We start from the raw sequence: 15,029 nt of genomic DNA on the forward strand, positions 1-15,029 counted from the left end.
GACGGGTTGAGTAAAACGAAACGCAGATCCGCCGGGGTTAGCTGCCGCCTCAGCCCGCAGCGCGCTGCTTGCCCGCCAAGTCAGGCTTGAGCGAGCCGCCCCCTTGGCGGCTGACTTGTTCGCAGACCTTCTCGACGATGTAGGCGCCGATCGGAATGGCAGAGGTGGCGGCAGGCGACGGCGCATTGCACACGTTCACGCTGCGTGCGGAGTTGACGAAGAGGAAGTCGTCGATGAGCTTGCCATCGCGTGACACCGCCTGTGCCCGCACACCCGCCGGGTATGGCGTGAGGTCGTCCTTGGTGATGCTCGGGCAGTACTTCTGCACCTGCTTGAGGTAGCCGCCCTTGAACAGCGAGTTTTTCATCTCGATCAGGCCCGGCCGCAGGTTCTTGGCCAGCACCTTGAGGATGCCGGGTGTGGTCAGGGTCTGGAACATGTCGCCAAGGCTGACGTCGGACTTGCGATAACCTTCGCGCTTCATCGCCAGTACCGCGTTTGGCCCGACGGTCACGGTACCGTCGATCATCCGCGTCAGGTGCACACCCAGAAACGGCATGGACGGGTCCGGAATCGGGTAGATCAGGTGGTTGACGATCTGGTTGTGCTGCTTGGGCAGCAAGTAGTACTCGCCGCGGAACGGGCAAATCACGAAATTGGTCTGGATGCCCAGCATGCTCACCACGCGGTCGGCCATCAGCCCCGAGCAGGTGACCAGGAAGCGGCTGTGGAACTCATCGCTGCGGGTACGCACGATCACCTCACTGGCGCGCTCTTCCAGGCCAATCACCTCGGCGCTGTAGCGGATCTCGCCACCGGCACGCTGGAACTGACGGCCCATGGCCGCCGTGACCTCGGCGTAATTGACGATGCCGCTGGAGGGGACAAAGATCCCGCCCAGGCCGACGATGTTGGGCTCGCGCTCATGCAACTCGGCAGCAGACAGCCATTCACGCTCCAGGCCATTGGCCGCAGTGCGCTCCCACAACGCCTTCATGCGTTGCATTTCCAGGTCGTTGGTGGCCACCAGCAGCTTGCCACACTCATCGAAGGCGATGCCGTGCTCGGTGCAAAAGGCCTTGGTCGCCTTGTTGCCTTCCAGGCAGAAGCGCGCCTTGAGGCTGCCAGGGGTGTAGTACACCCCGGCATGGATCACGCCGCTGTTGTGCCCGGTCTGGTGGCGGGCCGGGCCGGACTCTTTCTCCAACAGGAGAATCTTGGCGTCCGGGTACACCTTGATCAGGTGCATGGCAGTGGACATGCCCACAATGCCACCGCCGATGATGATGAAGTCGTACACAGTGTTACCTCCCGCGCCGTGTTTACTGGCCGCGCTGGTACAGCGGCTTGGGGAAGGCGACATAGCCGCGTTGGCGCATCAGCTCGCGGCGCAAGCCATCGTGCGGGGTGAAGCGGTCGCGGCCGTGGAGCCAGAACAGATTATTGATCAAGACGAAGCTGCCCACTGCCACCGGAACGGAAAGTTTCTTGTCGCTGCCCTCCAGCGATTCGGACAAGGCGTTCAGCCAGATACCTTCCTCGAAGTTTTCCGGCTGCACGAACTGGTCGATGTAGCGCATGGTCGGCCGGCCTTCGGTATCGGTATCGAACACCGAATGGAACACGTCCTCGGCCACTTTCTTGCTCGGTGGCGCGGTCCAGCGCATCTCACGGCGCGCCATCGGGTGGCGGAAGAACGCGTCGCAGTCCTCCCAGTCGTCCAGGTGCAGCAGCAGCGAATTGCCGCCTTCCATGTTCTTTTCGTCGATCTTCAGCATCAGCACATAGTCGGTGATCTGGTTCACGAAGGTGCCGTCGTTGTGCAGCTCCATGACGCGGTGTGGCTGGCGCAGGTAGCTGTCGGAGTTGTCGCTGTTCACGACCACGAAGCGGGCGTAGTACTGGCCGCTCATGGCGTCGTAGTTGGAGCGACCGATCAGGTGGGCGCAGGCGGTGGTGAACTTGACCATGTCCTCGGCCTGGCTCACGTCATCCAGCCCGACCGGGGTGATCAGCATGCCGCCGCTGGCGCGGTCGAGGATGGTGTTGAGCAATACCGGGCGCAGCGTGCCTTCGCACAGATCATCAAGGATTTCGCCCACCCGGAAACGCAGGAACGACTTGTACTCCAACGCCTGCACCGGCCACTCGGCCACGGCCTTGACGAACGCCTCCACGGTCTCGCGGGCAAAGGTCAGTTCAAGCAGACGCGGCGACTGCTTCGAAGGGGCGATGGTGTAACCCCGCGGTTCGAGTGGCAACGGCATGACAAGTTCGTCGATCTGCGTAAAAGCGTTCATGGCTAGGTCCTGGCAGAAAAAGTGAGTGGCGCCGCCCAGTGTGTGATCTGGATCAGTGCAGGCGAAGCAAAAATATCGCCACTCAACAGAAATGTCTACATTTTTATAAAACGAAGATAAAGAGCGAGTATGTCCATTGTTTTTCGTCCGCCAGTGGTTTCGGTATGATCGGCAAAACGTTTTGAGGAACAGGACCTTGGAAGCGCTCGCGCCCCGACAAAATTCAGCATTCAGCGGGTATGAGAGGCTCAAGAAAGACATCATCCGTGGCGTGTTCAAGCCGGGGGAAAAGCTCTTGATGAGCACCCTCAAAGACCGCTATGAACTGGGTGTAGGGCCTCTGCGCGAGGCGCTCTCGCAGTTGGTGGCCGAGCACCTGGTGAATGCCATCAGCCAGAAGGGCTACCGTGTCGCCCCCATGTCACTGGCGGAGATGAACGACATCTACGATGCCCGCGCCAACCTGGAAGCCATGATCATCAGCCTGGCCATCGAACGCGGCGACGACGCCTGGGAGGCCTCGGTGCTGGCCTGTTCGCATACCTTGGCCAAAGTGGTGGAAGTGAAAACCCGCGAGCAGCGCCTGGACGTCTGGGACGAGCGGCACAAGGCGTTTCACACCGCCATCGCCTCCGGCTGCGGCTCCAAGCACTTATTGCAGGCACGCACCTACCTGTTCGACCAGGCCGAGCGTTATCGGCATCTGTGGCTGACGCAGACGGTGTTTTCCGAGCAGGCCCTTGAACTCAAGCGCCAGGAGCACGCGGCGTTGGTGGAGGCAATTCTGGCCCGCGACGCCAAGCGCGCCAGCGCCATGATGCACTCGCACCTGATGACCCCCGTGCCAATCATCGCGCAAATCATGCATGCCGAGGGCATCGGGCGCGGGGAGTAGGCCGTCAGGCGGCGGCCTGGCGCTGGACCACATAGTGCCGGGCTTTGTCGAACGCCCAGTTGTACACCACGGTGTAGGGCAGGATGATCACGAAGAAGCCCAACTCGACCATGAACGCCTGAAGCAGCGAAATATCCAGCATCCAGGCCGCCACGGGCAGGCACCACACCACCAGGCCTGCCTCGAAGCCCAGGCCATGGGCGACACGCGCCCAAGGCTTCCAGGCAACCCGTTCGGTCTGCACGACGCGGTCGATCAGTGCGTTATAGGCCACGTTCCAGGCCATGGCGATCACTGACAGGGTCACCGCCAGCCCCCCGGCCGTTGCCAACGACTTGCCCAGCACCCAGGACAACAGCGGTGCGCACAACAGCACAGCGAATACTTCATAACCTACGGCATGGACCATGCGTTCGGTGAAAGAGACCTTTTTCATCTTGAATTCCATCATTTGCTTGAGACGTGCTTCCTATTTTCTTTGATGGAACAGATACTCGCGATATAGCTCCTATCGGTTTTATCAATACCTATGCGCTACTCACCTGAAGCTTTGCTTGCCTTTGTCGAAGCCGCCGCGCTGGGCTCGTTCTCTGCGGCGGCCCGCAAACTGAAGAAAAGCCAGTCCACCGTGAGCATTGCGATAGCCAATTTCGAGGCGGATATCGGCTGCCCCCTGTTCGACCGCGGCGGGCGCCACCCTACGCTCAATGCTGCCGGGCGCCAGGTATTGCCCCATGTCGAAGCGATCCTCGACGCCAGTGCCGGGCTCGACGCCCTGTCACTGAGGCTGGCTGAGCACGTTGAAGCGTTGGTCTCGGTGGTGATGTCGGACAGCTACAGCGTCACCTTCCAAAGCGCGGTCATGGCCGGCTTCGCACACAGCTACCCGCATACCGAGCTGCGCTGTGGGCCCTCGGAAGACGCTGACGTGATCGAGTTGGTGCAGCAGGACATGGCCCAGATCGGCATTCTTGCCGCGCAGCGCCAATACCCCGCCGATGTCGCCGTGGCGCGCCTGCCTGAGCAGGCGGAGTTTTGTGTGTACGTGAGCGCCGAGCACCCGCTGGCGGCGCTGAGCACGGTGCAGCGCCAGCACTTGGAGACCGTACGCCAGCTGTACATCAAGACCTACGCCCCCAGCCTGCACCACGACCGCGGCCAGGCCTGGTCGGCGCCGGACTACCTGACCTTGCTGGAGTTCGCCGCCCGTGGCTTTGGCTGGGCAGAACTGCCCAAGGCCCTGGTCACGCGCTTTGGCAGCGGCTTGGTGGAATTGCAGGTGGCCGGTTATCCGCGCCGCGTCGACATGGACATCGCCTGGTCCCGCCGCCGAGCCCTCGGCCCAGCCGGGCAATGGCTGGTGCAGCGGTTGCTGGGCGTATAGGAAATCGACCAGACAACAGTGAACATTGTGGGAGCGGGCTTGCCCCGCGAATGGGGCTACGCGGTGCATGGCACCGGCTTCGCCGGTGTTCGCGGGGCAAGCCCGCTCCCACGTCAATTTTTAGAAATGGCGCAAGACAGTTGCTCCCACAGGATGATGGGCTAAAGCCGCCCAAACAGTGCACCCAAGCGCAACAAGCAGTACACCCACCGACAAGTCAGCCACCCCGCTCGCCCCGTAGCCTGTCACCACGCGCCGATCAATGCGGCACGCACCCAAAAGCACAAGAACAAACGTTGGTGACCTATGAAAACAGTAGATCCGATCACCCTTGCGGTGGTCCGGGGTGCGCTGGAAACAGCGCAGCGCGAAATGACCTTGACGTTGGAAAAGACCGGCCGCTCCAGTGTGTTCAACCTGGCCCATGATTACTCGAACTCGTTATTCGACCACCTCCCCGAAATGATCCTGCAAGGCCAGGACATCCCCATCCACCTGGGTTCACTGATCCCCGCCATGAAGTGTGTGGCCGAGTTTTTCGGTGACGATATCGCCGAAGGTGACGTGATCTACCACAACGACCCGGCGTACAAGGGCAGCCATATCCTCGACTGCTGCATGTACAAGCCGGTGTACTACCAGGGCGAACTGGTGTTCTGGACTGTATGCAAAGGCCACCTCACCGACATCGGCGGCCCGGTACCGGCCGGCTACAACCCGGACGCCAAGGAAATCTACGCCGAAGGCCTGCGCATCCCGCCCGTGAAGCTGTGGGAAAAGGGCAAGCGCCGCGAAGACGTGATCAACTTCATGCTCACCAACATGCGCGCCCGCCCCTATCAGGAGGGCGACCTCAACGCCCAGTACGGCGCCTGCAAAGTCGGTGAGCGGCACCTGCTCGACCTGCTCGACAAGTACGGCGTGGAGCAGGTGCGTGCCTGCATCGCCGAGCTGAAGAACATGGCCGACCGCCACATGCGCGCCTTGCTGCGTGACGTGCCGGACGGCCACTACCGCGGCACCGCCGTGCTCGAAGACGCCGGCCACGGCCTGGGCGAACTGGCCATCACCGCGCATGTCGAGATACGCGGCGAGCAAGCCCATGTGCGTATCGAAAGCCCGCCGCAGGTGCCCTACTTCATCAACTCCTACGAGGGCAATTCGGTGTCGGGTGTGTACCTTGGCCTGATGATGTTCGCTCAGGTCGCACCGCCCTACAACGAAGGCCTGTATCGCTGCGTCACGGTCGATGTCGGCGCCAAGGGCACGCTGTGCAACGCCCAGGAGCCAGCCCCCCACGTCAACTGCACCACGACTCCGATGGAAACCTTGGCCGATGCCGTGCGCACGGCACTGGAGCAAGCCTCGCCGCAGCGGGTCACGGCCTCCTGGGGGCATACCAGCGGTATCAACATCGCCGGCCACGACCCACGCAACGGCAACAGCGAGTACGTGACCATGGTCCTGGCCTCGATCATTGCCGGCGCGGGGGCCAACAAAGTCATGGATGGCTGGCATGCCTGTGGGCCGCTGTGCTGCTTCGGTGCCTTGATGAGCGGTGACATCGAGCTGCTGGAGCACGCCTACCCGATACTCATCCACCGCTACAGCCTGATGGCCGACAGTGGCGGCGCCGGTGAATTTCGCGGCGGCTCCGGCACCCGCTTGGAGATCGAGCCCCTGCAACACGCGATGACCGTGGTCGGCTTCGGCGAGGGCCGCCAACTGCCCACCGCCGGCGCCGCCGGGGCCCGCAATGCCCTGCTGGAGCCCAAACTCGGCCGCCTGATCCACCGTCATGCCGATGGCTCGGAAGACCACTACACCCAGAACCCCATGCTCACCCTCCAGCCCGGCGAGCGGATCATCAACATCAACCCGGGGGGCGGCGGTTATGGCGACCCCCTGCGCCGCCCGGTAGCCGCCGTGCTGCAAGACCTGCGCAACGGCCTGGTCTCGCCCCACGGCGCCGCCCTGGAATACGGCGTGGTTGTCGATGCTGGCGGCCACCTCGACGAAACCGCCACCCGCCTTGCCCGCGACCTGCACTGACCGGAGACCCTTCATGCGCAATCAATATCGCCTGGGCATCGACGCCGGCGGCACCTTCACCGATTTCATCCTGGCTGACCGCGATGGCGGCGTGCAGCTGTTCAAAGCCCCTTCCACGCCGCAGGACGGCACCCTGGCCATCCGCGCTGGCCTGGCGCAAATCGCCGACGCCACCGGCCGCACGCCGGCCGAGATCATCGCCAACTGCGACCTGTGCATCAACGGCACCACGGTCGCCCTCAACGCCCTGATCGAACGCACCGGGGTCAAGGTCGGCCTGCTGTGCACCGAGGGCCACGAGGACAGCCTGGAAATCCGCCTGGGCCACAAGGAAGAGGGCCACCGCTATGACGCCCACTACCCGCCCGCGCACATGCTCGCCCCGCGTCACCTGCGGCGCCCGATCCGCGGCCGCATCCTCGGCGATGGCCGCGAGCACAGCCCGCTGGACGAGCACGCGGTGCACGAGGCCATCGACTACTTCCGTGCCGAAGGCGTGGAAGCGGTGGCCATTTCCTTCCTCTGGTCGGTGCGCAACCCCAGCCATGAGCAGCGTGCCGCCGAACTGGTCAGGGCAGCGCTGCCCGGGGTGTTCGTTTGCACAGGCGTTGAAGTATTCCCGCAAATCCGCGAATACACCCGCACCTCTACCACCGTGGTCAACGCCTACCTGAGCCCGGTGATGGCGCGCTACGTGGCGCGTATCGACAGCCTGTTCGAGGAGCTCGGCGCCCAGCAACCGGTGCGCTACTTCCAGTCCAACGGTGGCCTGGCGCCCGGCCACCTGATGCGTGAGCGCGCGGTCAATGCCATCAACTCCGGCCCGGCTTCGGCGCCCCAGGCGGGGCTTTCGGTCGCCCGCCCGTTTGGCATCGACAACGTCATCACCGTGGACATGGGAGGCACCTCGTTCGACATCACCCTGACCAATGCCGGGCGCACCAACTTCAGCAAGGATGTGGACTTCCTGCGCCAGCGCATCGGCGTGCCGATGATCCAGGTGGAGACACTGGGTGCCGGCGGTGGCTCCATCGCGCACCTCGACGAGTTCGGCATGCTGCAGGTCGGGCCCCGTAGTGCGGGCGCCAAGCCTGGCCCGGTGTGCTACGGCAAAGGCGGAAGTGAACCCACCGTGACCGACGCCAACCTGGCCCTGGGCTACCTGCCGGACCGTGCGTTGCTGGGCGGCAGTATTACGCTCAATCGCCAGGCTGCGCTGGAGGCCATCCGCAGCAAGATCGCCGAACCGCTGGGCATCAGTGTTGAGCGCGCCGCGTTTGGCATTACCACCCTGGTCAACCTGAACATGGTCAACGGCATCCGCCGTGTCTCCATCGAACGCGGCCACGACCCGCGCGACTTCGCCCTGATCGGCGCGGGTGGCGCAGCGGGCATGCACGTGGTGCGCCTGGCCGAAGAAATTGGCATGCACACCGTGTTGATCCCCAAGGTGGCCTCTGGCTTGTGCGCCTTCGGCCAGATCCTTTCGGATGTGCGCTACGACCAGCTCACCAGCCTGTCGATGCGCCTGGACGCCGAACACGCCGACCTCGCGCAGCTCAACCAGGCCCTGGCCGAACTGCGCCAGCAAGGCTTGGCGAACCTACGCGAAGACGGCTTCGGCGACCAGGCCAGCAGCTGCCACTACACCCTGGAAATGCGCTACAGCGGGCAGATCCATGAGTGCAGCGTGGAACTGGAGCGCCACAGCCTGGACAGTGACGGGCTGGCAGCGTTGATCGAGTCCTTCCACGCTCGCCACCAGACGCTGTACTCGTACAGCGAACCCGACAGCCCAGTAGAACTGGTCAACCTGGAGTGCTCGGTGATCGGTCACCTGCCGCGCCCACCGCAGCCAGAACTGCAGGGGCCGACCCAGCCACCTGCTGCAGTCCCAGCGGGCGAGCGCCCGATGCTGTTCAGTGCCGACGGCGAGTGGCAGCACACCCCGGTGTTCAACGGTAACCACCTGCTGCCCGGGCAAACGGTGCAAGGCCCCTGTGTGATCGAGGAGGACACCACCAACATCGTCGTGCCGCCAGGCTGGCAGGCCTGCCTGGAACCTTCGGCCACGTACCGGGTGACACGCGGGGCTTGATCAAAGGGTCGGCACGCGCCGATCATGGGCGTGACACCCGCCCGGCAGCGTTGCGCTGCCGGGCGTTTTTGCACAATAACAAGAGCTGCTTGAGTAGCTTGCCTGCAGTTCCTTTTTTCAATGCTGCCCTCTTTGAAAAAGGACAACCCATGCCCACAGAACTGTCGACCCATGGCTGGCCGCAACCCGAACGCCAGGCGCGCTGGGCCGAAGCCATCAGCGACACCTACTTCCCCTTGAGCTTGGAATTTGCCGCCGAGCAACCCTTCAATGGCCACCTGCAGCGCTGGAGCACCCCCAGCACGCCGCTGAGCCTGTCACGCCTGCGCTCCAGCCAGCTTGGCTATTCCCGCAGCAAGGCGCACATCGGCCAGGACACTGACGCGTTCTACCTGGTCACCGTGCCCAGCCGCAGCGAGGTGCACTTCGAGCAGGATGGCCATCCATTGAGCTGCCGCCCAGGCGGTTTCATCGTCGAGCGCGGCGACGCGCCTTACCGTTTCCATTACCGGGCCGAAAACGACCTGTGGGTGCTGAAGCTGCCTGAACGCGCGCTCAAGGCCAACTTGCTCGGGCACAAGCGCTACACCCGCCACTGCTTCGACGCCAGCCAAGGCCTTGGGCGCATCTTTGTCGAGCAACTGGACCTCTGCGCGCGCCACTTCGACGCCAGCCCCGCAGCCGCCCGCCACCTGCTGCTGGAGCAGGCCAGTGCGACCCTGCTGCTGGCCTTGCAGCAGGACGAACGGGTGCTGGGCAGTGAAGGCTCCAACCTCAGCACGTTGCACCTGACCCGTGTCGAGCACTACGTGCTGCAAAACCTCGGCGACCCCGACCTGTCACCGCAAGCCGTCGCCACGGCCTGCGGCCTGTCATTGCGCTACCTGCACAAGCTGTTCTCGATCACGCCCTATACCCTGGGCGAATGGGTGCGCCAACAGCGCCTGGAGGCAGTGCATCGCCAGCTGTGCGACCCGCACTGCCATCTGTCTATCGGCCAACTGGCGTTTCGCTGGGGTTTTGCCGACCAGGCGCAGTTCACCCGGGCCTTTCGCCAGCGCTATGGGTGTACCGCCCGCGAGGTGCGCGCGGCGCGCGCGCACTGAAGGCGGCGGCGCAGGGATGCGCCGTGCTCACTCGATCGCCGTGGTATCGACCTCTTTCCAGCTGTCATCCGGGTCGAAGCGTTTCATCTCCTTGGCCAGCCTGTCCCCGTGTGGCCCGAGGTCTTTCTCGAAGACCTGGCCGTCATGGCTGATCATGAAGCTCATCACCCCTGTGTCGTCATACTTCGCTGGCCAGGCGATCAGGGCAAAGCCGCGGCTCATCTGGTTGCCAATCAGGTAGCTGTAAGCGCCACCGGGAGCCGACGGGCCTTGCGCATCGAGGATGCGGAAGTGGTAGCCATACCAGTCGTCACCCACCACATCCTGGCCGAACAGCGGCCCCAGCGGGCTGACCTGCCCATCACCTTCATCGTCCCAGTACAGGCCGTCATGCTTGCCAGGCTCGCTGAAAATCTTCTGCGCGTATTCCAGCGCACCATTGCCGTTGCGGTCTTGTGAGGCGTAGTCCATCTGCGCGTCGTGGTACGCCAGCATCGACTGCAGGGCGCCCAGTTCGTTGCGGCCAATGCGCCGGGCGCGGATTTCGGCACTGCCGGCCTTGAGGTCGAAACGCCAGCCTTGGCTGCTTTTGCTCAGGGGTATAGGCAACGTCCAGTGATCACTGCCCACCGCCAGTATGGCCTTGCCCTGGGCCGTCATGTCGATGCTGTGCTGCGCGCGATACTGCTCCAGGAACGTGTCCACATCGCTGCGTTGCACACCCCCACGCGGGATGTAGGTACGCCAGTCATCGCCCAGCAGTTGGGCCAGGCGGGCTTCATCCGCCTTCTCTTGGCCCAGCGCCGCGACGAAGGCCTCCACGGCCTTCTCCGGTGTCGGAAAAGCGTCTTGCGCTGCGGCCAGGGATGACCAGGCCAGGCCTGCAGTGAGCAGCAATGCCCCGAGTAATGGACGGTTCATCGACGGCCACCTCCCCCGCGGCGTGCAGGCGCACTGGGCCGGGAGATCGGGTGCCCGGCGGCACGCGATGCGTTCGGCCGCTGGGCGAACGACTGGCTGGTGCGGCCGCGGCTGGCCTGCGCGCTGGTGCGCGACGGCGAGCGCACGCCATCGAAGGCATTGTTACGCGCCCGGCCTGCGGTATTGGCGGGGCGGTTCTGCGCCCCTGGCCGCGCCTGGCCTTCACCTTGTCTGCGTGAGTTCACCTGGTTGTTCTGCTGCCGGCCTTGGGTATTACGTGTGTCCTGTCGGCGGTCGGCTGGCCGTGCCGCGTCGTTACGCGATTGCATGCGATTGCCGACCGAATTGCCCGCCTGCGCCTCGCGCACCTGCTGGCGGGCCTGGCGGTTGCTGGTGGCCGGCCGCTCGATGCCAGCCCGGTCCATTGAAGCCCTGGCGTTGTTGCGTGCCTGGGCACGCTGGGCGTCGTCGCCACGGAACGCGGTACGCTGGGTAGCACCGTCCAGCTGGCGACCATATTGCTGGCGGCTGCGGGCATCGCGGTAAGGCACACCCTCGCGGTTCGCGGCGTTGTGCTGCCATTTGTTCTGGTTGTTGGTGATGCGGTTGTTGCCGTTGATGTTGTTGTAGCGGTTGACGTCGATGTCGATGTCATTGTTGCCCCAGTCACAGTCGCCCCACAGCGAACTGACAATCGCCACGCCCGTACCGAAGGCCAGGCCCGCCACCAGCGCAGAACCGGCGTAGTACATCGGCGGTGGCGGGTAGTACACCGGCGGCGAGGCCGGGTAAGCCCAGGTGCCGTAGGTGGTGGTGGGGTTGTAGCTGGGCACGTACACCACTTGCGGGTCGGCCGGCTCGATAATGATGGTGGTGGGCGGGCTGCTGGCCGGGGCCGCCTGCTTGCTGCTACCACCGCTGGAAGCCGGCGCTGCCGCCGGAGCCGCCTGCACGGTCACATTCTGGTACTGGTTGCTCTGCAGGTTGCCGGCCGCCTGCGCTTGATGACGCAAGCGCTGCACGCCGGCCATGACATCGTCGGGTTGCGCGAGGAAGGCGTCGCCCAGGCGTTGTACCCACACGGGGTCCTGGCCCAGGGTCGCCAGCAACTGCGGGAAGGCCACCAGCGCCTGCACGCTCGGGTCCCACGGCTGTTTCGCCACTTGCTTGACCGCATCGTCGCCAGAAGCCTTGGGGTTGGCCTTGGACCAGGTCACGGCTTCACTCACCTGCCCCGGGTAGGTGGCGGCCATCAGCACCTGGGCCAGCAACGCGTCGGGGTACAGCGCGATGGGTGCGAGCATCTGGTCCAGTTGCTCCTGGGTGAACACCGCCTCTTTGGCCGCGAGCGTGTCGGCTTGCGGGGCCGGGTCCGGCGCGGGTACCTCTTCTGCCAGCACCCGGCCAGGTGCAGCGCTCAGGCACAGCACCGCCGAAAGGACGGCAATCAATGGCATGCGCATCGCTAATCCCTAAGAGGTCAGACCGCGTGGGTTAAGGGTAGCAATGGCAATCCGTTTGACCAGCAGAGAGGGCGCTAACTTTTCGCACTGATGGTTGTATCGATAGTGACTATCGAACGAGGCAATTTCTACTGATCGGCCCGGCCCAATAACCTAGTGCCATTGATTCGAACTTGGCGAATCCCCGCACCCCGGAGCTACCCGATGAATACCCTGGCCCGCCTCTCGCTCACTGCCCTCGCCGCTACCGCCATCGCCCTGTTGGCCGGCTGTGCCAGCCACCCCGAACTGCGCCCGTACAGCGCCGAAGAAACCCGCCAACTGCAACTGGAAGCCTTGCAACGCCGTGGCCTGTCGCTGGACGACTATGAACAGCAACGGCGGGTGATCCAGCGTGCCAACGACCTGCCTGTGGTCACTGAAGCCGCCGACGCTGACCCTTCGACCAAAGGCTGAAGGGCCTAGCCAACGGTTCCCTCCTCCCGCCTACGCAGGTATCCTTTACCGCTCAACCGCAAGCCTTCCAGGACGGAGACCATGACCAGGCCCCTTCTGTTGCTGAGTGCTGCACTGCTCTTCAGCCCCCTGCTGCTGGCCCAGCAAATGAAACGCGAGCTGGGCGACATCGACTTCACGCTAGGCACCAAACCCTCCCGCAGCATGGCCCAAGGGCTGATTTCGCCCAGCGCCATCGGCGCATTCCATGGTGGCCTCGACCTCAGCCACCGCAGTGGCTGGTACCTGGGCCAATACGCCCCGAGCATGGGCGTCACCCCAAACTCCACACTGCGGTTGGACAGCTACCTGGGCTACAAGCACCACTTCGACAGCAGCCTGGGTTACGAGGTGGGTTTGATTCATTACAGCCAGCCCACTGTCGCAGGCCCCGACAGTTACGCGCTGTACGGCGGCGTGTCGGTGCTGGGCAGCCGCTTTGGCGGGGCGCTGCGCGACAACCCCGACAACCGCACCGGCACCCTCTTTGCCGACTTTGGCCAATTGCCGCTGTTCGACGTCGACCTCACCGTCAAACTCGCCCATCACCGTTTGGGTACGCCGTTCACCATTGGCGATGGCAGCCAGGTGAATGCCTTTTCCGACTGGTCGCTGGAACTGTCGCGGCCTTGGCTGGGCATCGACCTGAACCTGATCTACAGCAACTCCAACCTCAGTGGCGGCGGTTGTGATGCGTATTCGGGGATCAACACGTATTGCGAAAGCGTCGTCACGCTCAAGGCGCAGCGCAGCTTCTTTTAACGGCGCGGTGCCAGCGCCAGCGCGATACCGCCCAGCACTACGACACACGCCACTAGCAAACGCAACGACAGCGGCTCACCAATCAGGCAAACCCCGCCCACTGCGGCAATCACCGGCACACTGAGCTGCATCGTTGCCGCCTGTTGTGCGCTGACCTGCCTGACCACGCCGTACCACACGGCATAACCCGCCCCCGAGGCCAGCACGCCCGAGGCAAGCGCATACAGTAAACCGGGTGCGCTTAACTGCGTGCCGCCACCCACCCACAGCACGGGTGCCAGCAGCACCAGGCATGGCAGGCTGCGGGCAAAATTGCCGGCGGTATCCGCCAACGGCCTGGGTGAGCCTTTGCCTAACAGCGAATACACGCCCCACGCCACGCCCGAGGCGGCCATCAGCAAGGCGCTGGTCAAGGGTGGCGCCTCTGCACCGGGCAACAACAGCACCAGCAGGCCAGCAAAGGCGATCAGCATGCCCAGCAGCATCCGCGGGGTGATGCGCTCGCCTTTGTACGCGGCAAAACCAAACATGGTGATCTGCACGGCGCCGAACAACAGCAACGCACCTGCGCCAGCGCCCAGTTGCAGGTACGCCGCAGAAAACAGAAATGCATAAAGGAACAGCGCCAGGCCGCCTCTCCAACTGCCGCCCTGGGGGACTGCGGGCTTGCGTAGCCGTATCAGCAGCAAGAGGAACAGCGCACCACTGGCCAGGCGCACCACCGTGAACGATGCGGGGTCGATAGCCCCGTCCCGCAGTGCCAACCGGCAAAACACCGAATTGGCGGCGAAGGCCACCAGGCTGAACAGTGCGGGCCAGAGCCAGGCCCTGGCCTTGCGGTCGGTAAGCGTGGTGGTGCCGGTGCTCATGGTGGGGTCACCTCTGAGAGGGTTATTGTTGTTATATCGGCCCTGCAGCTACCGATATACAACAGAGTGTTTCCCTGGCGCCACCCCCGAGTGGCAGCCGCTACAGCGCTGCCACCGCGTCGATCTCCACCAGCATGCCGCCCAGCGCTAGCCGAGGCACGGGTATCAGTGTGCAGGTCGGTTTCATGAGCGGGCCCCAGGCCCTGTCAGCCTCGGCCACCCATTGCTGCAGACGCGCCTCGCTGTGATCGACGATCAGCAAGGTCAGCTTGAACACCTGTGCCAGGCTGGCGCCTTTGGAGGCCAGGGCCGTTTCGAGGTTGGCCAGGGCCTGTCGGGCCTGGTCGGCGAATGCCGGCGACAGATGCCCGTTGGCGTCCTCGCCGCCCTGGCCGGCGATATACAGCAAACGGCTGCCAGCAGGCACTTCTGCGACATGGGAATAGGCATTGCCACTGGGGTCATACAGCCCTGCAGGGTTGGACAGCTGGAAAGGTGCTGAACGGGACACGGTGAATACTCGCACGGAGAAAAGTGCCGCCGAGTATCAGACCTCGAGTTAGCTTGAGGTCAAGCGCTGTAGGACTTTTCACATGACGCGGTCAGCGTGTTGAACCACGTGTGTGTTTTCAGCGGCGTCTGCCTGCCGCTAGAGTGCAAAACCCGGCACGGAGGCCTGCCCGC

The 15,029-nt window shown here is 64.0% G+C and carries 14 protein-coding genes; 7 read left to right on the top strand and 7 right to left on the bottom strand.

The genetic code is table 11. The features are described from left to right. Positions 1-49 precede the first annotated feature (49 nt). Together lhgD and glaH are read right to left on the bottom strand one after the other, a co-directional pair. Complete coding sequence (gene lhgD / locus HU750_RS12830) at positions 50-1,300, bottom strand: L-2-hydroxyglutarate dehydrogenase (RefSeq protein ID WP_099429153.1); 1,251 nt, start codon at positions 1,298-1,300, stop codon at positions 50-52. A 22-nt stretch (positions 1,301-1,322) separates the two neighbouring features. Next, positions 1,323-2,300 (bottom strand): glutarate dioxygenase GlaH, encoded by a 978-nt coding sequence (gene glaH / locus HU750_RS12835; RefSeq protein WP_050580735.1) that lies wholly within the window; start codon positions 2,298-2,300, stop codon positions 1,323-1,325. A gap of 196 nt (positions 2,301-2,496) precedes the next feature. On the opposite strand from glaH, the gene csiR reads away from it, so the two are divergent. After that, complete coding sequence (gene csiR, locus HU750_RS12840; RefSeq protein WP_027593509.1) at positions 2,497-3,195, top strand: DNA-binding transcriptional regulator CsiR; 699 nt, start codon at positions 2,497-2,499, stop codon at positions 3,193-3,195. Between the two features lie 4 nt (positions 3,196-3,199). Here csiR and HU750_RS12845 read toward each other — a convergent pair whose 3' ends face one another. Then, positions 3,200-3,631 (bottom strand): multidrug/biocide efflux PACE transporter, encoded by a 432-nt coding sequence (locus HU750_RS12845; protein WP_027593510.1) that lies wholly within the window; start codon positions 3,629-3,631, stop codon positions 3,200-3,202. A gap of 93 nt (positions 3,632-3,724) precedes the next feature. On the opposite strand from HU750_RS12845, the gene HU750_RS12850 reads away from it, so the two are divergent. From HU750_RS12850 to HU750_RS12865, 4 genes are all read left to right on the top strand, one after another. Further along, positions 3,725-4,579 (top strand): LysR family transcriptional regulator, encoded by an 855-nt coding sequence (locus HU750_RS12850; protein ID WP_186680116.1) that lies wholly within the window; start codon positions 3,725-3,727, stop codon positions 4,577-4,579. A gap of 306 nt (positions 4,580-4,885) precedes the next feature. Further along, entirely contained in the window at positions 4,886-6,631 is a 1,746-nt protein-coding gene (gene capB, locus HU750_RS12855; protein WP_186680119.1) for a caprolactamase subunit beta, read from the top strand. 13 nt (positions 6,632-6,644) lie between these two features. Beyond that, positions 6,645-8,729 carry a caprolactamase subunit alpha gene (capA, locus tag HU750_RS12860; protein ID WP_186680121.1) on the top strand — a complete coding sequence of 695 codons (2,085 nt, stop codon included), beginning with the start codon at positions 6,645-6,647 and terminating at the stop codon, positions 8,727-8,729. Between the two features lie 149 nt (positions 8,730-8,878). Then, entirely contained in the window at positions 8,879-9,835 is a 957-nt protein-coding gene (locus tag HU750_RS12865; RefSeq protein WP_099454359.1) for an AraC-like ligand-binding domain-containing protein, read from the top strand. A gap of 27 nt (positions 9,836-9,862) precedes the next feature. On the opposite strand, the gene HU750_RS12870 is transcribed toward HU750_RS12865, so the two are convergent. Both HU750_RS12870 and HU750_RS12875 read right to left on the bottom strand, forming a co-directional pair. Further along, a complete protein-coding gene (locus HU750_RS12870) occupies positions 9,863-10,756 on the bottom strand; it encodes a DUF2950 domain-containing protein (protein ID WP_186680124.1) in 894 nt (297 codons plus the stop codon). Further along, complete coding sequence (locus tag HU750_RS12875; RefSeq protein WP_186680127.1) at positions 10,753-12,219, bottom strand: DUF3300 domain-containing protein; 1,467 nt, start codon at positions 12,217-12,219, stop codon at positions 10,753-10,755. Before HU750_RS12875 ends, HU750_RS12870 begins: the two co-directional genes overlap by 4 nt. A 204-nt stretch (positions 12,220-12,423) precedes the next feature. On the opposite strand from HU750_RS12875, the gene HU750_RS12880 reads away from it, so the two are divergent. Together HU750_RS12880 and HU750_RS12885 are read left to right on the top strand one after the other, a co-directional pair. Next, a complete protein-coding gene (locus HU750_RS12880; protein WP_186680130.1) occupies positions 12,424-12,675 on the top strand; it encodes a hypothetical protein in 252 nt (83 codons plus the stop codon). Between the two features lie 81 nt (positions 12,676-12,756). Continuing rightward, positions 12,757-13,476, top strand: coding sequence for a TorF family putative porin (locus tag HU750_RS12885; RefSeq protein ID WP_186680133.1), 720 nt, complete (start codon positions 12,757-12,759; stop codon positions 13,474-13,476). Here HU750_RS12885 and HU750_RS12890 read toward each other — a convergent pair. Continuing rightward, positions 13,473-14,345, bottom strand: coding sequence for a DMT family transporter (locus HU750_RS12890; protein WP_186680136.1), 873 nt, complete (start codon positions 14,343-14,345; stop codon positions 13,473-13,475). The two genes, HU750_RS12885 and HU750_RS12890, sit on opposite strands and share 4 nt — an antisense overlap. A gap of 100 nt (positions 14,346-14,445) precedes the next feature. Further along, positions 14,446-14,856, bottom strand: coding sequence for a Rid family hydrolase (locus HU750_RS12895; RefSeq protein WP_186680139.1), 411 nt, complete (start codon positions 14,854-14,856; stop codon positions 14,446-14,448). Positions 14,857-15,029 lie beyond the last annotated feature (173 nt).

The sequence above is a fragment of the Pseudomonas sp. SWRI50 genome, from assembly GCF_014269095.1.
GTDB lineage: Bacteria > Pseudomonadota > Gammaproteobacteria > Pseudomonadales > Pseudomonadaceae > Aquipseudomonas > Aquipseudomonas kermanshahensis.

Excerpts from the sequence above, each read along its gene's own strand:
- HU750_RS12875 (WP_186680127.1), bottom strand. The coding sequence starts at position 12,219 with ATGCGCATGCCATTGATTGCCGTCCTTTCGGCGGTGCTGTGCCTGAGC.
- glaH (WP_050580735.1), bottom strand. The coding sequence starts at position 2,300 with ATGAACGCTTTTACGCAGATCGACGAACTTGTCATGCCGTTGCCACTC.
- capB (WP_186680119.1), top strand. The coding sequence starts at position 4,886 with ATGAAAACAGTAGATCCGATCACCCTTGCGGTGGTCCGGGGTGCGCTG.
- capA (WP_186680121.1), top strand. The coding sequence starts at position 6,645 with ATGCGCAATCAATATCGCCTGGGCATCGACGCCGGCGGCACCTTCACC.
- HU750_RS12845 (WP_027593510.1), bottom strand. The coding sequence starts at position 3,631 with ATGAAAAAGGTCTCTTTCACCGAACGCATGGTCCATGCCGTAGGTTAT.
- HU750_RS12885 (WP_186680133.1), top strand. The coding sequence starts at position 12,757 with ATGACCAGGCCCCTTCTGTTGCTGAGTGCTGCACTGCTCTTCAGCCCC.
- HU750_RS12890 (WP_186680136.1), bottom strand. The coding sequence starts at position 14,345 with ATGAGCACCGGCACCACCACGCTTACCGACCGCAAGGCCAGGGCCTGG.
- HU750_RS12850 (WP_186680116.1), top strand. The coding sequence starts at position 3,725 with ATGCGCTACTCACCTGAAGCTTTGCTTGCCTTTGTCGAAGCCGCCGCG.
- HU750_RS12880 (WP_186680130.1), top strand. The coding sequence starts at position 12,424 with ATGAATACCCTGGCCCGCCTCTCGCTCACTGCCCTCGCCGCTACCGCC.
- HU750_RS12865 (WP_099454359.1), top strand. The coding sequence starts at position 8,879 with ATGCCCACAGAACTGTCGACCCATGGCTGGCCGCAACCCGAACGCCAG.
- HU750_RS12870 (WP_186680124.1), bottom strand. The coding sequence starts at position 10,756 with ATGAACCGTCCATTACTCGGGGCATTGCTGCTCACTGCAGGCCTGGCC.